At 43.6% G+C, this 21,409-nt stretch carries 22 protein-coding genes; 7 read left to right on the top strand and 15 right to left on the bottom strand.

Annotated elements, in window-relative coordinates:
• Window positions 1–97 precede the first annotated feature (97 nt).
• Window positions 98–3,019 carry an HD domain-containing phosphohydrolase gene (locus K5620_RS04865; protein WP_016400355.1) on the bottom strand — a complete coding sequence of 974 codons (2,922 nt, stop codon included), beginning with the start codon at window positions 3,017–3,019 and terminating at the stop codon, window positions 98–100.
• 279 nt (window positions 3,020–3,298) lie between these two features.
• Here K5620_RS04865 and K5620_RS04860 point away from each other — a divergent pair, with 279 nt between their 5' ends.
• Window positions 3,299–4,642, top strand: coding sequence for a DEAD/DEAH box helicase (locus K5620_RS04860; protein WP_016400356.1), 1,344 nt, complete (start codon window positions 3,299–3,301; stop codon window positions 4,640–4,642).
• A gap of 125 nt (window positions 4,643–4,767) precedes the next feature.
• On the top strand, window positions 4,768–6,561 hold the full coding sequence (locus K5620_RS04855; protein WP_016400357.1) for an ABC transporter ATP-binding protein: 1,794 nt from the start codon (window positions 4,768–4,770) through the stop codon (window positions 6,559–6,561).
• A 447-nt stretch (window positions 6,562–7,008) separates the two neighbouring features.
• Here the strand turns inward: K5620_RS04855 and K5620_RS04850 are convergent, their stop codons facing one another.
• The 3 genes from K5620_RS04850 to K5620_RS04840 form a co-directional block, all read right to left on the bottom strand.
• Window positions 7,009–7,491, bottom strand: a complete 483-nt coding sequence (locus K5620_RS04850) for a TIGR02444 family protein (protein ID WP_016400358.1) — start codon at window positions 7,489–7,491, stop codon at window positions 7,009–7,011.
• 268 nt (window positions 7,492–7,759) lie between these two features.
• Window positions 7,760–7,972, bottom strand: a complete 213-nt coding sequence (locus K5620_RS04845; protein ID WP_016400359.1) for a cold-shock protein — start codon at window positions 7,970–7,972, stop codon at window positions 7,760–7,762.
• Between the two features lie 275 nt (window positions 7,973–8,247).
• Window positions 8,248–8,505 carry a DUF3820 family protein gene (locus tag K5620_RS04840; protein WP_016400361.1) on the bottom strand — a complete coding sequence of 86 codons (258 nt, stop codon included), beginning with the start codon at window positions 8,503–8,505 and terminating at the stop codon, window positions 8,248–8,250.
• 87 nt (window positions 8,506–8,592) lie between these two features.
• On the opposite strand from K5620_RS04840, the gene ppnP reads away from it, so the two are divergent.
• Complete coding sequence (ppnP, locus tag K5620_RS04835) at window positions 8,593–8,874, top strand: pyrimidine/purine nucleoside phosphorylase (protein WP_016400362.1); 282 nt, start codon at window positions 8,593–8,595, stop codon at window positions 8,872–8,874.
• 6 nt (window positions 8,875–8,880) lie between these two features.
• Window positions 8,881–9,159 (top strand): hypothetical protein, encoded by a 279-nt coding sequence (locus K5620_RS04830; protein ID WP_016400363.1) that lies wholly within the window; start codon window positions 8,881–8,883, stop codon window positions 9,157–9,159.
• 27 nt (window positions 9,160–9,186) lie between these two features.
• Here K5620_RS04830 and K5620_RS04825 read toward each other — a convergent pair whose 3' ends face one another.
• Together K5620_RS04825 and K5620_RS04820 are read right to left on the bottom strand one after the other, a co-directional pair.
• Window positions 9,187–9,963, bottom strand: a complete 777-nt coding sequence (locus K5620_RS04825) for a hypothetical protein (protein WP_016400364.1) — start codon at window positions 9,961–9,963, stop codon at window positions 9,187–9,189.
• Between the two features lie 131 nt (window positions 9,964–10,094).
• Window positions 10,095–11,156: a linear amide C-N hydrolase gene (locus tag K5620_RS04820; RefSeq protein WP_016400365.1), complete on the bottom strand. Its 1,062-nt coding sequence runs from the start codon at window positions 11,154–11,156 to the stop codon at window positions 10,095–10,097.
• A gap of 118 nt (window positions 11,157–11,274) precedes the next feature.
• Here K5620_RS04820 and K5620_RS04815 point away from each other — a divergent pair, with 118 nt between their 5' ends.
• Complete coding sequence (locus tag K5620_RS04815; RefSeq protein WP_016400366.1) at window positions 11,275–12,165, top strand: LysR family transcriptional regulator; 891 nt, start codon at window positions 11,275–11,277, stop codon at window positions 12,163–12,165.
• 93 nt (window positions 12,166–12,258) lie between these two features.
• On the opposite strand, the gene K5620_RS04810 is transcribed toward K5620_RS04815, so the two are convergent.
• The 4 genes from K5620_RS04810 to K5620_RS04795 all read right to left on the bottom strand — a co-directional run bounded on the left by K5620_RS04810 (window position 12,259) and on the right by K5620_RS04795 (window position 16,950).
• A complete protein-coding gene (locus tag K5620_RS04810) occupies window positions 12,259–12,648 on the bottom strand; it encodes a MerR family DNA-binding protein (protein ID WP_016400367.1) in 390 nt (129 codons plus the stop codon).
• On the bottom strand, window positions 12,648–15,038 hold the full coding sequence (locus K5620_RS04805) for a heavy metal translocating P-type ATPase (protein WP_016400368.1): 2,391 nt from the start codon (window positions 15,036–15,038) through the stop codon (window positions 12,648–12,650). Before K5620_RS04805 ends, K5620_RS04810 begins: the two co-directional genes overlap by 1 nt.
• A gap of 60 nt (window positions 15,039–15,098) precedes the next feature.
• Window positions 15,099–16,544 carry a deoxyribodipyrimidine photo-lyase gene (gene phrB, locus K5620_RS04800; protein WP_016400369.1) on the bottom strand — a complete coding sequence of 482 codons (1,446 nt, stop codon included), beginning with the start codon at window positions 16,542–16,544 and terminating at the stop codon, window positions 15,099–15,101.
• 70 nt (window positions 16,545–16,614) lie between these two features.
• A complete protein-coding gene (locus K5620_RS04795; protein ID WP_040306824.1) occupies window positions 16,615–16,950 on the bottom strand; it encodes a winged helix-turn-helix transcriptional regulator in 336 nt (111 codons plus the stop codon).
• Between the two features lie 107 nt (window positions 16,951–17,057).
• Between K5620_RS04795 and K5620_RS04790 the strand changes: the two genes are divergently transcribed.
• Window positions 17,058–17,822: an SDR family NAD(P)-dependent oxidoreductase gene (locus tag K5620_RS04790; RefSeq protein WP_016400371.1), complete on the top strand. Its 765-nt coding sequence runs from the start codon at window positions 17,058–17,060 to the stop codon at window positions 17,820–17,822.
• 54 nt (window positions 17,823–17,876) lie between these two features.
• On the opposite strand, the gene gloA2 is transcribed toward K5620_RS04790, so the two are convergent.
• The 5 genes from gloA2 to K5620_RS04765 form a co-directional block, all read right to left on the bottom strand.
• Complete coding sequence (gene gloA2, locus K5620_RS04785; protein ID WP_016400372.1) at window positions 17,877–18,260, bottom strand: SMU1112c/YaeR family gloxylase I-like metalloprotein; 384 nt, start codon at window positions 18,258–18,260, stop codon at window positions 17,877–17,879.
• Between the two features lie 2 nt (window positions 18,261–18,262).
• Window positions 18,263–18,610: a hypothetical protein gene (locus K5620_RS04780; protein WP_016400373.1), complete on the bottom strand. Its 348-nt coding sequence runs from the start codon at window positions 18,608–18,610 to the stop codon at window positions 18,263–18,265.
• 15 nt (window positions 18,611–18,625) lie between these two features.
• Window positions 18,626–18,988, bottom strand: coding sequence for a hypothetical protein (locus tag K5620_RS04775; protein ID WP_016400374.1), 363 nt, complete (start codon window positions 18,986–18,988; stop codon window positions 18,626–18,628).
• Between the two features lie 132 nt (window positions 18,989–19,120).
• Window positions 19,121–19,348, bottom strand: coding sequence for a putative hemolysin (locus tag K5620_RS04770; RefSeq protein WP_016400375.1), 228 nt, complete (start codon window positions 19,346–19,348; stop codon window positions 19,121–19,123).
• A gap of 195 nt (window positions 19,349–19,543) precedes the next feature.
• Window positions 19,544–19,840: a Dabb family protein gene (locus tag K5620_RS04765; RefSeq protein ID WP_016400376.1), complete on the bottom strand. Its 297-nt coding sequence runs from the start codon at window positions 19,838–19,840 to the stop codon at window positions 19,544–19,546.
• Between the two features lie 303 nt (window positions 19,841–20,143).
• Between K5620_RS04765 and K5620_RS04760 the strand changes: the two genes are divergently transcribed.
• Window positions 20,144–21,397, top strand: coding sequence for an OmpP1/FadL family transporter (locus K5620_RS04760; RefSeq protein WP_016400377.1), 1,254 nt, complete (start codon window positions 20,144–20,146; stop codon window positions 21,395–21,397).
• The last annotated feature ends 12 nt before the right edge of the window (window positions 21,398–21,409 follow it).

Raw genomic sequence — 21,409 nt, 5'->3', positions numbered from 1 at the left:
AATGTTGTCGCTGTTAGTGCATATGAAGAACAAAAAAGGTGCAGGCTAAATAAGCTAAGCACCCTTTTTACTAACTCACCTCAGATGGTGGGTAAACCTAAGCTTGATCGGGCAAATAGTCGTTTATGTCTATCTCGTCTATCTGTTCCGGTTTTAGGAACGCTTTAGCGTAGTCTAGGTAAATTCCAGAGTGCAAAAATAGCCTGAATATGTCGGCATCAATATGTTTGTCATCACACATAAAGCGCATAATTTTCAGCGACTGACTCAAGCTCTTACCTTTTTTGTAAGGCCTATCCACTGCCGTTAAGGCTTCAAAAATATCTGCCACCGCCATCATTCGAGCAGTGGTAGGCATTTGCTCTTTGGTGAGCTGTTTCGGGTAGCCAGTACCATCCATTTTCTCATGATGTCCTCCGGCAATTTCTGGTACTCTTCTCAAGTGATGAGGGAACGGCAGCTTCTCCAACATAATAATGGTTTGTACTATATGGTCGTTAATTTTGTAGCGTTCTTCTTCGCTAAGCGTGCCACGCGCAATGCTTAAGTTATAAAGTTCACCACGGTTGTATTTATACTCGGGTACCTTAAGTTTGAAGCCCCAAGGGTTGTCGGCATCAATCTTCTCATCTTCGCGACGATAAATAATGTGCTCTGGTTTATCATCCAAGAGCTTTTCAGTAGCCGGTAAATGAGTACTTTGCGAAGCGCGACGGTCGAGCTCCATATGGGATAAACCAAGGCTGTCATCAATGGTGCGTTGCCAAGTTCGTAGGCCAATTTGATGCAAACGCTCAATATCTTCAGCCCCCATAAACTCACCACCAATATTAGATTTTGCCACAAAGGCAAACTCTTCATCCAAGGTGGCTAACTGCTGTTCTAATTGTGCTTGCAAAGTTTCTTGCTCTTGCTCCGGCAGCCCACCAGCTACCTGCTGCCAATAGCTCAGCTGAGCATCTCGTTTAAGCACTTCGAAGCGCATACGAACTTCATGAATTCGATCGTAAATGGTTTCTAACTTGGTAGCTTTATCCACTACGTATTCGGGGGTGGTGACTTTACCGCAGTCATGTAACCAACTGGCGATGTACAATTCTTCCCATTGCGCTTCATTCATCGAGAAGTCGGCAAATACTCCGTGCTGCTGCTCTACCGCTGCATTGGCTAACATTTTAGTAAGCTCTGGAACTCGTTGGCAATGACCACCGGTATAGGGCGATTTAGCATCAATCGCTCCTGCGGTAAGCTTGATGAAAGATTCCAATAAGTTCTTTTGTGATTCAATTAAGTGACGATTTTCAATGGCGATAGTCACCACACTACTTAAGGCATCAATAAACGACAGCACACGTGGCGAGACATTAGCTTGATGATGGCTAAATGTTGCAATCATGCCCACTAGTTTGTTTTCTCGATTGATCAACGGAGATACAACCAAGTTGAGCGGCTTACCTTGGTAATCTAGGCTGGTAAACTTGGTGGTTGAGCTGGTGGTGGTGTCGAGCAAATACTTAACCAAAGGCTGAGTTAAAGTATCAGCATAAGTAAAGGTCTGTGGCAGCTGCATGCCCTCAAGAGCTTTGGTTTGCAGCTCGAACAATTGATCGTTCTTCAGCCAAATAGCGCCTTGTTCCATATCTAATATGGTTTGCATTTCTTGCACACTTTTATCGAGCAAGCGACCAAAGTTATCTTCTTCACCGAGCATGGTGGATACATCAGAAAACTGTTTAATGGTTTTCTTCAGCTGTTCCGTAATTCGGCTTAGTTGATGAACCTCTAAAACCACCGAGTTAACTTGCTTAGTTGCATCAAAATCAAAGGCCATAATAGCTTCATTCTGGTTCATTAACTCACGTAAAGGTTTGGCCACTAAGCGCGACACATACCAAGCAATAGGTATTGAAACCAGCACAATGAATATACTAAAAACAACCGATTGATCGCGGGCCGCTCGAGCATCCATCAATATTTCGTCTTCAGGTGAAGCTAGCCCTAAAAACAGCTTATCTATTTTTACGTTTTCACGGTCTGCATTGACCTCTAAGGTAAGCTCAATAATTTGACCAATCCAATCTTCATGCTCACCGTTAATAATAAAACTGCCGCCATCAACAGCTCCAGAATGATCAGAGAACTGAGAAAGAACCCCTAAGTTTTGTTTATCTAAACGCGGTAAAATAACTTCTTCTTCGGTGACTTGTAGGTTATCTGCTATCCACGAGGCTTGCTGGTGTGCCAGTACTGAATAGTCACTGTTAAACATCACTAGTAACGAGGATTCGCTGAGCTTATTCTTACCTAAGCTTTTAGACACACTGGCTAAGGTAAGATCTGCACCCACTACCATGTTGCGCTGCTTATTGGCATGAGCAAAGGTCACCCCCACTTCCTTGGTGGTGTAAAAAACATAGGGATCGGTGGCAACAATTGAGGGGCTATTAATGGCCAATTTATACCAAGGGCGCTCACGTGGATCTAACTGATAATTGCGATCTATTTGGTCACGAAGCGGTCTCAATTCATTATCGTAAAATACGTTACTAGAATGTCCGTTAACGATTTTTGTAACTAATACAACCGAGCCGATTGGGGCACTAACTTGCTGACGTTTTTCTAAGGTATCTAAGGGGCGAACTAAGTAGAAATCGCCGTTGGCATAGCCCATATAAACAGCTGATAATCCGCGCTGCTGGCTTAAACTTGAATACAGCATTGGCAACCAGCTACGTTGGCTATTGTTAAGCTGAGCCATTGTAAGGTTCATAGCGGCCAAGCTATGTACAAAATTTTGTGCTGGAAACATTACGCCTTCCAGCTCAGAGACAGTGGCGCGACCTACTTGCTCTAGGGCCCTAGCCTGATTCTCGGCAACAATATCACTGGTATGAAAATAGTTAAGAGTGCCAATCACCAAACCACTGGTAATCAGCATTAAAATCATCACACTGACGAGATGAATATGAAACGAAAATCGCCGCTTCGTACTTGCCGCTTTTTCGGAAATACCAGCCATTATCAATCCTTTGCTAAAGCTAATCCTTGCAGCTTTCAACTATGGCAAGGCAACCCCGCTTAAGCAAGTAAAAGTGCCTGTTTTTTAAACTGTTATGCTACAAATCAATAACTAAGGATAAATTAGCTAATGAAGTAAACATTTTCATCACTGCTTACATTTTTTTCGCAAAAAAACTGAATTGTTGGTTAAGTAATTCAATAAAGCTCTAATCCTTAATGTGAGCCAGAGCATTTACGGTTATAATCTCAATCACATACATTTGAAGAGAGTTACAACTTGCAGTTTACTGAACTGGGCTTAGATCCCCGCCTAAATAAAACCATTGAGCACCTTGGCTTTAGTGAAACCACCGAGATCCAAGCTCGGGCAATTCCCGCGGCAATGGTAGGCAAAGATCTACTAGCATCATCTAAAACAGGTTCAGGTAAAACCCTAGCGTACTTGCTGCCAGCCATGCAGCGTATGCTAAAAACGCGAGCTCTCTCTAAGCGCGATGCACGCACGCTAATTTTAACCCCCACACGTGAACTGGCTAAGCAAGTATTTGCGCAGCTGCGTTTACTTATTGCCAATACACAAACACGTGCCTGCCTTATCACCGGCGGAGAAAACTTTAACGATCAAAGTAAGTTGCTACGAAAAGATCCACAGGTTGTAGTAGCAACGCCAGGTCGCCTAGCCGACCACCTTAGTAAGCGCCATTTGTTTTTAGACGGACTGGAGCTGCTAATCCTCGACGAAGCCGACCGAATGTTAGATTTAGGTTTTGCCGAGCAACTCAACTATGTGAACAAAGCAGCGAACCACCGTAAGCGTCAAACCTTAATGTTTTCGGCCACCTTAGATGATGCAGCCATTAACTCGTTCGCCCTTGAATTGCTCAATGAGCCAGAGCGCATAGCGGTAGGTTTTAGCTTTACCCAGCATCAAGACATTAATCAGCAGTTTTTGTTAAGTGATCACCTCGACCATAAACAAGCGCAACTTGCAGAGATACTAAAACAAGACACTGTAAATCAAGCCATTGTGTTTACTGCGACACGAGCCGACACTCAGCGCCTCGCCGACGCTTTCACCGAGCAAGGTATCAGCTGTTCGGCCTTAAATGCCGATTTAAGCCAAGGCGCACGCAACAAGATCATGGATGAATTTAGCCGTGGTCACCAAAAGGTTTTATTTACGACCGACCTTGCCTCACGCGGCCTGGATATTGTGCAAGTCTCTCATGTGATTAACTTCGATATGCCTAAACATGTAGAAGAATATGTGCACCGCATTGGCCGAACTGGCCGAGCAGGCAATCTTGGACAAGCCTATTCCTTGGTTGGACCAAAAGACTGGTATAGCTTCAAAACCCTAGAAGCACTATTGGAGCAAAAAGTAGAGTTTATTAGCCTAGAGGGTCTAGCCGCTAAATTTAAAGGTTTACGCCCTAAATATGCCAAGCCTAGCTTTAGTAAAAATACCCAAAAAGCGAAGACCCAGAAAAAAGCCAAGACCAGCAAACCTAAGGTGAAAACCAACAAAACTTTTGCTGCCGGCACCGAAATGGGCGACGCACCTATTATTCGCCAGAAAAAGGCGCAAAAAGCCAGCGATATTGATACTAGCGAAGAATAAGGCTTAGCGTCTTACTGCAACTCGCCAAATTAGCTGCAAGCCAGAATGCTTGCAGCCTCTAGCTTTTTTATCTCAGTCTCCGTAGACTTGCCAAATTACAGATGAAAAAGATTCTTATTTAGATTATGCATTCAAACGTCTCCTCGGCTGCCTTTACTTGGGCAACCATTCGCCAACAAATTTTCCACTATAAAAAGCCCTTGGTTTACGCTCACCTTATTGCCATTTTGGCTACCTTAGTGAGTGTACCCATCCCACTTATGATGCCTTTGTTGGTTGACGAGGTATTGTTAGAAAAACCAGGCAAAGCCATATCTGTACTTCAACAAGTACTTCCCGAAGGCTGGCATACCGCCACTGGTTATATTCTTACTATTTTATTGGTGGTGGTTTGTTTACGTTTATCATCACTAGTGATTGGTGTTTTGCAGGCTAGGCAATTCACCTTTATTGGTAAGCAAATTAGCTTTTTGATCCGTCAGCGCCTAGTCGAACACTTGCCCAAGGTTGAACTACGTGAATATGAAACTCAAGGCTCTGGCGGCATAAGCGCCCGTTGCATCACCGATGTAGAAACCCTAGATAAATTTATTAGCGAAAGCCTGTCCAAGTTTCTAGTAGCCTTGCTCACCATTGTTGGTACGGCAGTTATTTTGCTGTGGATTGACTGGCAACTAGGCTTAATTATTTTGCTGCTCAACCCAGCTGTTATCTATTTCTCCCGCTCTTTCGGCAGCCATGTAAAAGAGCTAAAGAAAAAAGAAAACGCAGCCTTTGAAGCCTTTCAGCTTGCCTTAATTGAAACCTTAGACAGCATTCAGCAACTACGCGCAACACAACGAGAAGGCCATTACTTTTCGCGAGTAATTAGCGCCGCTGGCGAGTTAAAAGACCACGCCATTGCCTCGCATTGGAAGACCGATGCTGTAAACCGCCTTAGCTTCACCATCTTCCTTGTTGGCTTTGAGGTGTTTCGCGCAATAGCCATGTTAATGGTGGTCTTTTCTGATTTAACCGTAGGGCAAATCTTCGCAGTATTTGGCTACTTGTGGTTTATGATGGGACCAGTGCAAGAAATATTGAGCATTCAATACAGCTACTTTAGCGCTAACGCTGCGTTAGCGCGCTTAAATCAACTATTTGAGCTAAAACAAGAGCCCCACTACCCTTGCGAAGTAGACCCCTTTGCCAAACAACAGAACTTTGATATCGAATTCAAGAACGTCAACTTTAGTTACTCAGCAGAATCCCCAGTACTAAAAGACATTAGCCTAACCTTGCCAGCAGGTAAAAAAGTTGCGGTGGTGTCGGTAAGTGGCGGCGGTAAGTCTACCTTGGTGAACCTGCTGCTAGGGCTTTACCAAAAAGACAGTGGCCAAATCTTGTTAGATAAAGCCCCAATTGAAAAAGTCGGTTATTCCACCATTCGTAGTAATATCTCCACAGTATTACAACAACCGATACTGTTTAATACTACGGTTAGAGAAAACCTCAACATGGGTCGCCAACACAGTGATGATGAGCTGTGGCAAGCCTTGGCTATTGCCGAGCTACAAACAACTGTTGAAAAGCTACCCGACACCCTAGACACATTAGTGGGCAGAAGTGGCGTAAGACTTTCGGGAGGGCAAAAACAGCGTCTAGCGATAGCCCGAATGATCTTGGCTAAACCGCAAGTAGTGGTATTAGATGAAGCCACCTCGGCCTTAGATACAGATACCGAAGCCAAACTGCATCGTAACCTGCAAGGCTTTTTAGACCAGCGAACCACACTAATTATTGCTCATCGTTTAAGTGCAATTAAACAAGCCGATCTAATTTATGTATTAGATGATGGCGCCATTAGCCAAGTAGGTGAACATCAGCAGCTAATTGAACAAACTGGCTTATACAAAACCTTGTACCAACATCAGAGCTAAGTACTGGGCTGAAGCTGCATAGTTACGCCAATTAGTCTTAACTATGCAGCTTGCCATCCAGAATGGCTAAGTTCATTGCGACTAAATATATAGCAGCTAAGTACTGGGCTGAAGCCTAAATCTAAGTCCACTAGTGAATATTAGCTATGCAGCTTTCCGTCCAGAATGGCTAAGTTCATTGCGACTAAATATATGGCAGCTAAGTACTGGGCGGAAGCTTCAATCTAGTTACGCTAATTAGTCTTAGCTATGCAGCTTGCCGTCCAGTATGGCTAAGTTCATTGCGACTAAATATATAGCAGCTAAGTACTGAGTTGCAGCTTCAATCTAAGCACCCTAGTTAGTTTAACTATGCAGCTTGCCATCCAGAATGGCTAAGTTCATCGCGACTAAATATATAGCAGCTAAGTACTGGGCTGCAGCTTCAATCTACGCACGCTAGTTAGTTTAACTATGCAACTTGCCGTCCAGTATGGCTAAGTTCATCGTTGCTAAGTACTGAGCGGAAGCATCAGCCTGATTAAGATAGTTAGTCAGGGCTACGTCAGCAGTTTGTCGACCAGGGTGGCGCTGCTGGCTGAGTACTAACAATTGCTGCTGGCGACGTTCAAGCTTTAGTTCATGTTTTAGTAATAAATGGTATTGAGTTTCACTCAGGTAGGGCTTCATTTTTTTCCGGTAACGGCGGAACTCAGTAATTTTCTGTTCGCTATTATTAATTTGGCTGAGCAATAGCTCTAAATTAACTGTCCAGCGTTGCTGTTGGCAAAAGCTCAACCAAAGCAGTAGGTTTACATTACGGGTGTGTTGCTCTTGTAACCATAAACACAGTTTCTTCACTTCAGGTCTTGAATAAACCTGCTCCGAATAATGCCAAAAACTATCGGCAATAGTTTGCATCTCTGGCACCAAACAAGATTTTGAAATCACGGTCTAACCTATCCTTTTAAAATGAATAAGGTCGAAATTGATCGCCCTACACAGACCTGAACAGCTATAAAATCTTTCAATTTGTTATGAGGGTCTGTTGATCTTTCGCGATTAACTTTGTTTGAAAGGCCAACAGACCCTGGATCAGATTAACAAAGCAGCTAACTAGCTGACAATACAATAAGTATTCAACCTTAGTCGTATCTGTAAACAAAAAAAAACGCTATCTAAGTGATAGCGTTTTAACTGAAACAGACAACTGCGTTGTTTATAGGGCAGTTACGTTTTCAGCTTGCGGGCCTTTTTGGCCTTGAACAACATCAAACGTTACCGCTTGACCTTCAGTTAAGGTACGGCGACCGTTACCGTTGATAGCGCGAAAGTGAACAAAAACGTCCGGACCTTTCTCTTGTGCAATAAAACCAAAACCTTTTTCATCGTTGAACCATTTAACGGTTCCTGATAATCCCTGACCTGACATTATCGTCCTCTCATATTCCAAGTGCAATTTAACGTATTTGCTAGGCAAGCCAGCGACAAAAATTTAACCACACCTAAAAAATTTAGAACCAGGAAAAACTTTGGACTATCAACAAGCATTGCTAAAGCGTTTTACATTCTCTACTAAATACTCAATAAGATCAGCCCTAAACCGTCAATAAACTGTTAAATTTTGATTAAAGTTCTGAACAAAAGCATTTAGAAATAACACGCTAGCAAAGAGATGAACGAAAAACAACCAGTTAACAAGGAAAGTTATTGATGTTTTGTATCGATAAGTGGCCAGATGATCTTTTCTAAGCCAGCTATTTGAATTTCAAGGGCTAATGCCATTAATTGACCTAATTCTCCATTAGGAAAACCATCGTTGTTGGCAAACCAAAGTAGGTACTCTTCGGGAAGGCGAATAATTTCTCGACCAGCGTATTTTCCAAAGGGCATTTTGTGGCGAGCAACCTTCAGCAATAATGTTTTATCAAAGGGCTCATTTGCCGATAGAAACTGTTCATTCATTGTGCAAATAACTCATTAGTCGATCCAAATAGCCTAACATTATGCTAGCCTGCGTTTTTGCACAATCGATTCAAACAAGGAAATGTGATGTTAAAGAGCAACGAGTACTTTGACGGCCAAGTAAAATCAATCGGGTTTTCAGGCAAGGATAAGCCATCATCGGTAGGTGTTATGGCTGTAGGTGAATACGAATTTGGTACAGCTGAGCCTGAGTTAATGGTTGTTGTTGCTGGCGAATTGATTGTTAAACTTCCTGGTGAAACTGAATGGGTAAGCTTTAAAGACGGCCAACAATTCAACGTACCCGGCAATGCTAAGTTTCAGCTAAAAGTACCAACCGAAACAGCTTACCTTTGTGTTTACGGCTAGTTAACAATGCTTAAAAAAGATCCAGAAACCTTACTCAAAAAGCGCCCAGCGCTAATCCATTCTGAAGATGTGAAAGTTGCCTCCCACGTGCAACGCGAAGAAGGCGACTGGATCTTACATACATTAATGATTGCAGGCTACGACGTCCCCTTTGTTTACAAACGTAAGCAACGCTACCAAGACTTAAAAGGTGCACGGGTTAATCTTAGCTACTACCCCAGCCACCAACTGCGCGCCGGCTTTGAGTTTGAGATAATGAAGGTGGTTAGACTGCGACGCAGCTAAACCTTTAACCTATTTCATTTGGCTAAACTAGAAAAAATATCTAATCCCCATATATACATCAGAATTTCGCTGCTTTACTAAGCTATCTTCGCCAAGCTTCAACTGTGAATTGTCTAATTCAATACGGGTATTTATCCACCATTTTCGGTCATCGGTTAGAGGTGAGTTAAGGATCAATTTTGTTGATACATTCTCAGTTTTAATGCTGTTCCCGCTCATCTTTCTGTATTCAGGCCAAATCATCATAAATGCTCCATTACCACCAATTGGAATCGATGCCGCGATAGATAGGTTAACGCCATCCACATCTTCTTTAATGCCGTTAATTTCCATGTTCCCAAACACATAACCTGCCATCGGGAATAACATAAACCCAGGTGTAAACTGCTGATTTATTGCTGCAACCCCACCCAATGCAAGTAAGTCAGACTTGATACTGGAAGAGCGCACATTGATATAGTCAGCAGAGAGACCCGCTCTTGGCATAAAGCTTGAGCCGGTATCAGCAACCTGAAAATACTGAAAACGAGAAGTTCCGTACTCTAAGCCAAACTCATTGTCAGCATTCTCTCCGCTCTTGCCAAACTTTGCTTCGGCAAGCAGGGCGAATTGATGACCATTATTGTATCCACCGGAAATCATGCCGACAGGCATAACATTACTATTACCACTCACCATGAGTGCGGCTTGAGTGTAAACCCTTGTGAGGTCTGAAGGATCAATCTCTTTATCGATGGTTTCAGAGAAAGAAATTAAAGAAAAAAGTGAGAGTGATACAAACAGTACCAAGTATTTTGACGTCATTTTACTATCCAAGGAAGGAGGCGAAAACGCCTCCTGTATAGGTTTGCGAACTTCTAGAGAATTGCTGTCATAGAAACCCCGAAACAAGTCGTTAAACTTTTTCTCAGTATCTAATCAAATAGGGGACTGGATTAATGAGTAGCGTAGTGCGCCATAACACCGTTATTTTGGATAAACTGTCCCGTCACATCGCCAAATAAATCTGGGCTATCTGCGGCAAGGTGGTAATTTTTACCGTCATTCAGTTTGTCAAAATCAACAAAGAAATGGGTGTAAGCGTCACCAAACTGATAGCGAATTTGCATCACTTTTTGATCAAGGTTGTAGCCCACAGAGTAGATAGTTGCATACCCACGCATTACACCTGCAGCGTCTGGGCGATTAGCAGCATCTAATGGAATTTTATAAGTAACGCTATCTAGCTTGGCCAAGCCGTTTGTGTAACTCGTAGGCTCTTTTAGCTGAGATTTCATATACTTGTTCCAAACAAAACGCTGCGCAGAGTTAATATTGCCTGGTATTGGGTATTCGCCATCTATCACATCTTCAGAGGCTGGTTGTGCTTCACTCCAGTTGGTAAGATGCTGCTGGAATGTAGGGCTATTAGTCATTACGTCATACTGCTTGCCGTGATAAATTTTCCAGCCCTCATCAACAAATTCAAGAATTGCAGAATCACCATTTTTATCCTGAATAGAATAATGACCACGCATCGAATGACCATTGTGCGAGAATTGTTGAATCTCAATCTCATTAATATTTTCTAAAGCTTCTTCAACAGTCGCAAAGTTATCCAGTAAATAAGCCACAAACACCGCATTTGAAACCTGCGCTAATTCGCCCTCTAAATCGCCTGCCGATTCTTCGTCTAAGAACAAGCCATTAGCAGAGAAGCCAACTTCATTAAACCCATCAACAATTCCGATACCATATAGTGTCATGCCAATTGAAGCGTACTTAGACGTCCAAGTTTTACCTAGCTCACTGCTATGCCCCTTGTAAGTCTGCCCTGAATGACGAATTTCTATGGTCGGTTGATTCTCTTCCATCCAATCCATCGTACGGCTCACAAATACCCCGTGGTTTTCGGTCTCCCAAATAATTCGAGAACAAGCCTCGGCCGTAGTTGCTATTGCAGTAACTGCCGACGCAGCCAACAGGGCTACCATTAATTTGCTTTTGCTACTTATCATTTTGTCGCCTTTTAATCATTCCGATATTGCAAAGACTTTAACCACTCACTCACAACAAATAAAATCACCTACGTTGTATAATATGCAACATAAGTAAAATATCGATGAGGAGCTAAGTGTGCCGAGAGCATCATTTGATCAACTAAGTGCATTTGTTGCGGTTGCTGAAGAAGGGTCATTTAGTAAAGCAGCAAGAAAACTAAATAAGGACCGCTCTACCCTTCATCGACAAGTAGCAGATCTTGAAATAGATTGGGGAATAGCTCTCTTTGAGAGAGAAGGAAAAGCCCCCAAGTTGACAGAGCAAGGGGACAGCTTAGTGCGCGCCGCTAGGCTGATCATTTATCAAATGAATGCCCTCGAATCTGCCACCGATAGCCTACATTTAGGCGATAAAACACAAATATCCATTTGTCATGACTCCTCCATTTCGAGCACGGCAATACAGCAAATGGACCATGCAATTCGCTCTCAACACCCGATGACGGTAATCAATTGGCTGTCACGATCCCGAAAAATGGCATTGGCGCTATTGGTAGAAGGACAAGCTGATTTTTGCATCACGCTAAACCAAGGGGCTCTGCATCCAGATACAGGAGTAAGCTTCATCAACCTGGGTTATCCAGAGTTTAACTATTACGCTCATAAACGCTCTCCGCTTGCTAACAAGCAGCAGGTATCGTTACCAGAGCTACAGCTTCATCGACAATTTGTGTTGGAAGATCTTGAACAAAGCATGTTTGGCCAACAAACCCTTATTTCATCACAAACAAGTTCGGTGAGTGAAGCGATGACCCTAGTTAAGCTTCTTGAGTTAGAGGGATTTGCCCTACTCCCCACCAATATGGTTGAAAAACGTCACGCAGAACTAGTTCCTTTAGATCTTGATTTTGCATTGCAATCTGGAAGGCTTGGTTACGTTTTACTCTACCCCTCAAGTGCCCTTAAAAAACCGTGGCAACAAGACATTATCGACGTGGTTGGCAATTGGTTTAAAAACACATGTTAGATTAAACGCTAACAGCGGAGTCTATAAAGCTACTAGCATTCCTCCCACTTAGCCTCAGCGAGTAGATTAAACAGCGCTATTGGTGCTAATTGCTTAACTAGCCGCTAAGCCATCGATTATCGGACAATCCGGACGAGCATCACCGCGACAGCAATTCACCATGCTGGTTAAGCTTTGCTGTAGTTGCTGCAGCTGCTCGATGCGTTGCTCAATCTCGGAGAGGTGTTCAGTGGCTATGGCCTTTACTTCGCTGGCGCAGCGCTGCTTATCTACATACAACGACAACAGCTGCTGGCTTTGTAATAAGCTAAAACCGAGCTCTCGGCAATTGCCTAAAAAGCGTAAATGAGTGACTTGCTCTTGGCGATAATACCGGTAACCATTGTCGGCTTTTATGGCTTTAACCAAACCAACATCGTGGTAGTAGCGAACCGTTTTAACCGACAGACCGCTTAGCTTGGCCACTTCTCCAATTTTAAACATTACTGCTGCTCCTGCTTTAGTGCTTTAATTGGGCTTTGCCAATAATTAAGTCGCACTGCATTACTTACCACACACACCGAACTTAAGGCCATGGCCGCCCCAGCAAAAGCGGGGTTAAGCAAGCCCATCGCTGCGATAGGAATACCAATTACATTGTAGATAAAAGCCCAAAATAAATTTTGCTGGAGGGTTCGCCAAGTTTGCTTGGCGAGCGCAACGGCTTGCGCAATCAATAAAGGATCATCTCGCATCAACACAACATCGGCGCTATTAAGGGCAATATCACTGCCTCCGCCCATGGCAATGCCTATCTCAGCTTGCGCTAAGGCTGGCGCGTCGTTAACCCCATCCCCCACCATCATAACGGTGGAATGTTGCGCTTGCAGTTTGCCTATCTGCTTGAGCTTTTGCGCTGGTAGTAACTCTGCTTGCCAGTGTTTAATGTTAACTTGTTTAGCAAAGGCTTTAGTAACAGGCTTAGCGTCACCACTTAATAAATGAGTCCTTAGATTTAGTTTTTGCAGCGCACTCACCGCTTGTTTTGCGTTTGGGCGAATTACATCTTTAAACGCCAATAGACCAAGCAACTCGTTAGGTGTTGCGACATATACAACGGTAAACCCCTGCTGCAGCCATTGTTCAGCTTGCGTTTGTAGTTTTGCAGAGAAAGGCTCAATAAGCTTGCTGGCTAGCTGCTGAGCCACAAAGCGCTGATTTCCTAAAAATACTCGCTGCTCAGAGCTGTTATCAATACTTAACTGAGCTTCTATGCCTAATCCTGGGTAACTATTAAAGTAGTGTAAAGGCTGTAAAGGCGTGCCTTCGGCCGCTTTAAGCAAAGCACTCGCTAACGGGTGTTGACTGCCTTGCTGAGCGCTCGCGGCTAGGTTTATCAGCTCTTGCTGGTTTAGTTTGCTGCTAAAGCTTTTCACCAAGCTCGGTTTACCCTGAGTTAAGGTACCGGTTTTATCAAATACTACATCGCTTACTTTATGACTAAGCTCTAAGGCTTGAATATTACGATACAAAATCCCAAGCTTGGCGCCTCTGCCGGTGCCAGCAACCAAAGCCGTTGGCGTAGCCAAACCCAAGGCACAAGGGCAGGCAATTACCAACACCGATACAGCAGCAATAAGACCCTGATTAACATCGCCATATATTGTCCAAACTAGCAGACTCGCCAAAGCAATTAGCAGAACCACTGGCACAAAATAGTGGCTAATTTTGTCGACTAAACCTTGAATTGGCGCTTTACCCGATTGGGCTTCGCTCACCAACTGAATGATTTTACTTAGTGTGCTGTTGCGATTCTCAGCGCTTACAGTAACTTGCAGCAAACCCGAACCGTTTAAGCTGCCCGCAAGCACCGAGTCCCCCACTTCCTTTTGTAAAGGCAGGCTTTCTCCGGTAATCACCGCTTCCGATACTTCACTGCTACCCCAGCTTACTTGGCCGTCGGCTGCTAATTGCTCGCCTGGTTTAACCAAAATAACATCGCCCACCAACAGCTCGCTTACATCAACTTCTTCACCAATGCCTTTAGCATCCAGCTTTAAAGCACGTTGCGGGCTTAGCTTCACTAAATCGGCAATGCTTTTAGCCGCTTGTTGTTTGGCGCGTGTTTCTAAATATTTGCCCAGCAAAATTAAGCTGATGATGACCGCTGCTGCCTCAAAATATAAATGCCCGGTTTGGCCATTCATCCACAGGTAAATACTGTAGAAGTACGCGGTACTGGTGCCCATAACCACCAAGGTATCCATGGTGCTAGAGCCTTTCTTTAAGGCCTGCCAAGCGCCTTTATAAAAGGCCAAACCCGCATAAAATTGCACTGGCGTTGCCAGCAGAAGCTGCCACAATGCGGGAAGCGATAAACTGCTAAATATCATTGGCATGACCAATGGAATAGACAAGGCTATGCTGAATAACAAACGCCAAGGTATGACGTGTTTGGCACTAGGCTGGGAGCTTGCGGTGCTTTGTTTAATGCTAAAGCCATTGCTAGCCAGCGTTTTTTTAACTTGAGCTAAAGTTTGTGTATCTGGCAAGAGCTCAAAGCTGAGCTGATTTAAAGCTAAGTTAACACTTACTTTATCGATGCCTTGTTGCTTGGCTAAAGCGGATTCTAACTTACTCACACAGCTTGCACAGTTTAGCCCTTCTATTTGCCAACAGTGACGAACAAAAGGAATATCAAAACCTTGCTCACTTAGCCGTTTACGTAGTTGCGGCAATGCTTCAGGGCTGGAGGTATCAAGTCGAACTTGATTTAAGGCCAAGTTAACCGATGCGTCGCTTACATCGGGATGTTCCGAAATGATTTTTTCAACCTTTCGAACACAGCCAGCACAACGTAAACCTTGTAAGGGAAAGACTAGCGAGTCAGTCATTTTCTACTCCAACAGCATTAGCACTTGGAGTATAGTGTCAACCCTCCCGTAAGTGGAAGGTCAAGCCTTGTTTTTAGCTTGTTCGAATAAAAGCAAAGCTTGCTTGCGCTGCACCGCATGATCTACCACTGGTAAGGGATAGTTTAAAGACACCCCATGTTTATTGGCCCAAGTATGCGGTGTATGCACATGTTTGCCTGGAATATTAGCCAGTTCTGGCAACCAAGCACGAACGAACTCTCCATCCGGGTCAAATCGCTGAGCCTGGGTTGTCGGATTAAAGATACGGAAATAAGGCTGAGCATCAGTGCCAGTAGACGCTGCCCATTGCCAGCCACCATTATTAGAAGCAAAATCACCATCGATTAAATGCTGCATAAACCAACGCTCACCGTCACGCCAGCTAAGTAATAAATCTTTCGTTAAAAAGCTGGCAACCACCATACGCAGACGATTGTGCATCCAGCCAGTTTGTTTAAGTTGCAACATGGCGGCATCAACAATTGGGTAACCGGTTTTGCCTTGCTGCCAAGCCTTAAGTAAGTGCTCATCATCTTGCCAAGAGACCGATTCGGTCCATGTTAAGTAGGCGCTACCTTTACACAGCTGAGGGTTAACGGCCATTAAATGGCGATAAAACTCCCGCCAAATAATCTCACTTAACCAAGTAAACGCCCCGCCCTGCTGGCTGGCAATTGCCTCGGCATGGTCGAGATAGATTCTGGCTAAACATTGCCGCGCAGACAGCATACCCAAGGCTAAATAGGCCGATAGTTTACTGGTTGCATTTAGCGCTGGCATGTCACGCAAATCGTGATAATCATTGGCCTTGCTGGCGCTAAAGTCACGCAGCTGCTGAATGATTTGTTGGTCTTGGCAATTCCAAGCACTGCTATCTACTCGTGGGTAATTACAGTTAATCGTTTGCGGGTGATTAAGTAAGCTCAACAACTGCTCATTAAGTAACGATTTGTCTATCGCTTTAGGGCTGCCTAAGGGGCTATAAGATTGCTCACTTAAACTTGCTAACCAGGCCTTACGGAAGGGAGTAAATACTTTAAAGTTCTCGCCACTTTTTGTAAGCACCTGCCCAGGCCGAACTATGCATTCTCCGTGGTAACGATGAAAGCCAATAGCTTGCTGGCTTAAGGCCTGTTCAACAGCTTGATCTCGGCGCTGTTCGTTTAGCTCGTATTGATAATGGCAATAAACTTCTGTGATTTGATATTGCTGACATAGCGATAACAAACATTCATGGACCTGCTGGTAACCCTCTAACTCAAGCACCAACAAAGGAATATTAAGCGCGGCTAAGTCTTCCCGTAATTGAGTTAAACGACGCAGAATAAGATCAGCTTGAATCGGTGCTAAATCATGCTGCTGCCATTGTTTACTGCATAACGTATACACCGCTAACACCGCTTTTCCGCTAGCCACAGCAGCGCTTAGTGCTTGGTTATCTTTGCTGCGTAAATCGTTTCTAAACCACAGTAATTGCGTGCTCATTGGCTACCTATAGTAATCTCGTCAACTTGCTTATAACGTAACTAAAAGCTAAAGGGATCAATTAATTATGCTACTTAGCTAACTCTTGCTGCAGCTCTTCAAGTTGCTCTAATATGCGTAAGAACTTATCGCCAAATGCCGTCACTTGATACTCCACTCGCGGTGGCACTTCTGCATATTCAATTCGCTGTAAGATGCCAAACTCGAGATTCTTTCGCAGGCATTCATTAAGTACTTTTGTTGATAAACCCTCCACATTGCGCACCATTTCTCCGGGACGATTAATTCCATTTGCCAATAATTGATACACCGTTAGCGACCATTTACAGCCATAAATCGTTTCAACCATACGAGCACTGCGTTCAGGTGCCGATTTTCGGGAAAATAATAATTCTTTATTTTTCATTAAGATGTACTCAAAAGTACCTAGGGTACTGGTTTGTGCCTACTTTTCTTGATAACTCAATGTTCCATAAGATGAGCCTGAACTCAAACACTTGTAAAGGATTTATCATGACACAACCTACTCTGTCTTATAGCTTAATTATCGGTGGTTCTAGTGGAATTGGGTACGCCACAGCCAAGCAGCTTTTAGCACAAGATAAAGCAGTTATTCTTGTTGGGCGTTCGCTACAAAAGCTGACTAAAGCAAAGCAAGAGCTATCATCATTAGGTGAGGTTATCACTTGGCAGTTTGATTTATACCAGCCAGAACAGGTCGCCGAACTACAACAAAAAATCAGTAATTTTGGTGCCATCAAACAATTAGTGAATGCTGCCGGCTACTTTAAACCCACTGCCTTTTTGCAACACAGCGAAAGCGACTACCAACAATATATGCAACTTAACCAAGCCTTGTTTTTCATCACTCAAGCCGTAGCGAAAAACATGATAAAGCATCAAGGCGGTAGTATTGTAAACATCGGCTCTATGTGGGCCCAGCAAGCGATTAAAGCTACCCCATCTTCGGCTTATTCAATGGCCAAAGCAGGATTACATGCACTTACTCAACACCTAGCTATGGAATTAGCCGAACACAAGATTCGAGTTAACGCTGTTGCGCCAGCGGTAGTTAAAACCCCCATTTACCACGCTTTTATTGAGCCGGAAGCCTTAAATGAGAGCCTAGCGTCTTTTGATGGTTTTCATCCAATTGGTCGGATTGGCCAAGTAGACGATGTAGCTAACACCGTAAGCTTTTTACTCAGTGATAAAGCAGATTGGGTAACCGGAGCAATTTGGGATGTAGACGGCGGAGTAATGGCCGGCAGAAACTAAACTGCTGCTGAGCATTCGACAATGGCTGTGGCTGAGGCTGTGACTAAGTTACAGCTATTGTTGATACAGCTCTAAAGGCAGGCCGTCTGGGTCACTAAAGAAGGTGAATTTTTTGCCGGTATAAGGGTCGACTCTTACCGGTTCTACCTCTATCCCTTTAACTATTAACAAAGCAGCCGTTTGCTCTATATCTTCCACAGCAAACGCTAAGTGGCGCAAACCTTGCGCCTCTGGGTAACTTGGCCTTGCAGGTGCATTAGCAAAAGAAAACAACTCTATTTGCTCGCCGCTGGGCAAGGCTAAATCCAATTTATAAGAATCTCGCTGTTCTCGGTAGTGCTCAGCAACGACTTCAAGGCCCAATAACTCACAATAAAAGTGTTTTGAACGGGTATAGTTGGAGCAGATTATCGCCACATGATGAAAAGCCCTAAACATGGTTATTCCTCGGTAATGGGTGGCTCAGCCTGTTGCCAAAAGAACGCACTAAGACCCGAAAGACTCATCGTAAGCATTAAGCCCGCCATTAACCAATTACTAGGCGATAAATGAAAACTGCCGCCTACGGTAGCCGCTAACATAAACAAGGCTAAACCTAACAGCGCTAGTGCGCCGCAAATTCTTGCTAATAATATCGCTATGTAATCTAAGCCTTTAAAGTACAAAGATAAGATGACAAAAGAAGCTAGAGCCAAAAACATCAACGGCCACCAGCTCAAACCAAAAATAACCAAACTGCTTAAACTGGTTACCGCAGTACAAATAGAAAAGATTAAACGCGCTAGCAAAACACCGATCCTTTATTACGAAGAGGGAGCATTACAACTGTCGGGCACAGCCTGTTGCCAGTCGAGTATTTTATCCAAACGTAACACTGCGGGGTAGTCTTGTGCATATCCATCGGTCGCGGCTGGAAGCAGCTTAGCTTCGGCTTGAACGTAAATGGCTTGGTAAGGTTCAGTGGTATTGAGTTGGTAGAATTCTATGAGATCGGCTACTCGGTCTTGATCGGCTTGCCACCATAATGCCGAGCGACCGCAAGGTATAAACTCTCTCACCTCATGACCAAAAATAAAACGCCCGCTATATACCTTGGGCTTTTCTCCACAAGCAGTAAGGCTTAACACACTGCCAATAAGCATTGCCGTTGCACTTAGCTTTATCATTTCCAACCTACATAAAACAGGCTTGTTCAGCCACGCATCGATTGTTGTAAGATATCTTGTAACTCAGTAAAAATCGAAATAAAAAACCTAAATTAACTGGTTAAACATCTAAAGTGCTAGACCAAGCTATTGTCATTCCAAGCTGGCGCGATAAAAGTCCCATTGCTCAACAACCCGCCCGTCAGTAAAGTGGCAATAGCCCACCTCCCCTTCAGCGGTTTTCTTAATCTGTGGGTCTCCGCCTTGTTCTACACAATAAACTGATGCGGGATTAGCCATACTTACAGAGGCAGAATCTTCCTGCTCTGAACCGCAGGCTACTAACCAAGTGACCAGCAGACCAACAACTACAACTTTCATTTGCAAACTAAGCCTCATACAACAACGCATTTACTCGCACAAATTAGCAACACCAAAGATGTTGTTTAATAAACCAAGCATAATTGATTAAAAACACAGCAACAAGTTAATCTAAGCTGGTTAGACCTAAAACAAAGGTTATTACACATTAGTCGCTAAGGTTTGCTCACAAAAAACTAGAGCCGTTAAAATGCTTTATAGAGTGAAATCAAAAACAATAATGTCTTCGAGCAAAGGGACAAAATGGTGTTTTAGACGCTCATGTTCTGGATGGGGTAAATAGCGTTGCCGCGCTGTTTCATCAGCAAAGGTCATTATTACACTGTATTGATAGTTTTTGTTTAAGGCTTCAGGGCTATCGTTTCGCCCCCATTCAACCTCTAGTACTCCCTCGATTTTATTTGGAATATCTAAAAATTTTTGCCGAGCTTGCTGAATGTTTACATCACTCACTTCAGCCTTAAACTTAATCAAAAGAATATGTCTTATCATGGCTTGCTCCCGCGAATAAAGCTCTCATTTTTAAACATTAGTTTTACTCCTTCCTATCTCAAGTAATCTAACAGTAATTTAAGTTTCACCATCAATTAACAAAATTATGCACTATAAACCAGACGCTTAGCTTGCAATATTCAGGTCAGACCACCGCTTTTAACAATTTCAACATTAGAATATTCGCTCTGGTCGGAGTTGTAGAGGACCGATCACTTGCCTAAGATGCGGAAAATATTACAAAAATAAAACAATTCAGTTACGCCATGCGAACTGAGACACTTATTCGAGAGATTAGAAGTTATGGATAAACGTAAATTAAGTCTAGTTGCAATTAGCGCCTCATTACTTACTGGCCAAAGTTTAGCGGCAGGTTTTCAATTAAATAGCCAATCGGCCACCGGTATTGGTCGTGCGTTTTCTGGTGACGCAGTTATTGCTGATAATGCATCGGTATTATCACGTAACCCTGCAGCCATGGCGATGTTTGACCGCAAAGCCTTGTCATTAGGTTTAACCTACGCAGACGTAGATGTAACCATTAAAGATGTAAGCGCTTTGGGCGGCACCATTCAATACGGTAGCGAACCAGACGCAGCGGACAACAAAGTTATTCCTAACATCTACTACATCCACCCAATTAACGATGCCTTTGCTGTTGGCGTAGGTGCCTTTTCTAATTTTGGTACAGGCACCGATATTAGTTCTTTAAATAACAGCGGTGCGCCAATTACCCCTGTTGATTTACTTGGCGAAACAGAGATTATTACTTCTAACTTCAATGCCAGCGTGTCTTACCGGATTAACCAACAATTTAGCATTGGTGCTGGTGTAGACTTTATCTACGGTGAAGGTAAGTTAAAACGTCAAGGCGAGATTCAAGGTGGTTCAGGCGTACAATCTACTCTGGTTGACGTAGAAGCCGACGGTTGGGCCTTGGGTGGTATTCTAGGTGCTACCTACGAGATCAACGATAAAAACCGCTTAGGTATGAGCTATCGCTTTAGCCCAACATTTAAAGCTGACGGCAATGTGGAAGTGGGAGGAGCTAAATTTGAAGAAATCCATATTCCTCTGCCCAACATTTTCCAAATCGCTGGTTACCACGAGTTAAGCCCTAGTTGGGCGGTGCACTACACCGCACAGCATACTAGTTGGGGTGATTTTGAACATATTACGGTTACTGGTAATTACCCAGATACCACAGTAAAAAGCTACCAATGGAAGAACTCTTGGTTGTTTAGTGTAGGTGGTACTTACACTATCAATCAAAATTGGACCGCCCGTGCCGGTTACATGCATGACAAAGGTGTAGTGGATGAGATTAGCTCGTTATCTATTCCTGATTCAGATCGTAACTGGTACACCGCTGGTGCCAGCTATCACATAAACAAAAACTCAAGCATCGACTTTGGCCTAGCATTCGTACGTGGTAAAGATGTGGAAGTATTAGAAGATAGCGCCGTATTAGCAGGAGCGAGCTTACCAAACACTGTAGTTGGCCATACTCGTTCAGACGCCATTTACTACTCTATGCAATACAGCCACTTGTTCTAAACATGACTAACA

It is taken from the genome of Agarivorans albus (genome assembly GCF_019670105.1).
Classification (GTDB): Bacteria; Pseudomonadota; Gammaproteobacteria; order Enterobacterales; family Celerinatantimonadaceae; genus Agarivorans; species Agarivorans albus.
Note: the sequence above shows the minus strand (reverse complement) of the source record. Positions and strands in the feature narration are given on the sequence as shown.

Bases quoted from the DNA above. Each gene is read 5' to 3' on its own strand.
- K5620_RS04840 (WP_016400361.1), bottom strand. From the start codon at position 8,505: ATGAATGAACAGTTTCTATCGGCAAATGAGCCCTTTGATAAAACATTA.
- K5620_RS04865 (WP_016400355.1), bottom strand. From the start codon at position 3,019: ATGGCTGGTATTTCCGAAAAAGCGGCAAGTACGAAGCGGCGATTTTCG.
- K5620_RS04820 (WP_016400365.1), bottom strand. From the start codon at position 11,156: ATGATAAGTAGCAAAAGCAAATTAATGGTAGCCCTGTTGGCTGCGTCG.
- K5620_RS04765 (WP_016400376.1), bottom strand. From the start codon at position 19,840: ATGATAAGACATATTCTTTTGATTAAGTTTAAGGCTGAAGTGAGTGAT.
- K5620_RS04775 (WP_016400374.1), bottom strand. From the start codon at position 18,988: ATGATAAAGCTAAGTGCAACGGCAATGCTTATTGGCAGTGTGTTAAGC.
- K5620_RS04825 (WP_016400364.1), bottom strand. From the start codon at position 9,963: ATGACGTCAAAATACTTGGTACTGTTTGTATCACTCTCACTTTTTTCT.
- gloA2 (WP_016400372.1), bottom strand. From the start codon at position 18,260: ATGTTTAGGGCTTTTCATCATGTGGCGATAATCTGCTCCAACTATACC.
- K5620_RS04790 (WP_016400371.1), top strand. From the start codon at position 17,058: ATGACACAACCTACTCTGTCTTATAGCTTAATTATCGGTGGTTCTAGT.
- K5620_RS04845 (WP_016400359.1), bottom strand. From the start codon at position 7,972: ATGTCAGGTCAGGGATTATCAGGAACCGTTAAATGGTTCAACGATGAA.
- K5620_RS04805 (WP_016400368.1), bottom strand. From the start codon at position 15,038: ATGACTGACTCGCTAGTCTTTCCCTTACAAGGTTTACGTTGTGCTGGC.
- K5620_RS04830 (WP_016400363.1), top strand. From the start codon at position 8,881: ATGCTTAAAAAAGATCCAGAAACCTTACTCAAAAAGCGCCCAGCGCTA.
- K5620_RS04760 (WP_016400377.1), top strand. From the start codon at position 20,144: ATGGATAAACGTAAATTAAGTCTAGTTGCAATTAGCGCCTCATTACTT.
- K5620_RS04855 (WP_016400357.1), top strand. From the start codon at position 4,768: ATGCATTCAAACGTCTCCTCGGCTGCCTTTACTTGGGCAACCATTCGC.
- phrB (WP_016400369.1), bottom strand. From the start codon at position 16,544: ATGAGCACGCAATTACTGTGGTTTAGAAACGATTTACGCAGCAAAGAT.
- ppnP (WP_016400362.1), top strand. From the start codon at position 8,593: ATGTTAAAGAGCAACGAGTACTTTGACGGCCAAGTAAAATCAATCGGG.
- K5620_RS04795 (WP_040306824.1), bottom strand. From the start codon at position 16,950: ATGAAAAATAAAGAATTATTATTTTCCCGAAAATCGGCACCTGAACGC.
- K5620_RS04810 (WP_016400367.1), bottom strand. From the start codon at position 12,648: ATGTTTAAAATTGGAGAAGTGGCCAAGCTAAGCGGTCTGTCGGTTAAA.
- K5620_RS04770 (WP_016400375.1), bottom strand. From the start codon at position 19,348: ATGAAAGTTGTAGTTGTTGGTCTGCTGGTCACTTGGTTAGTAGCCTGC.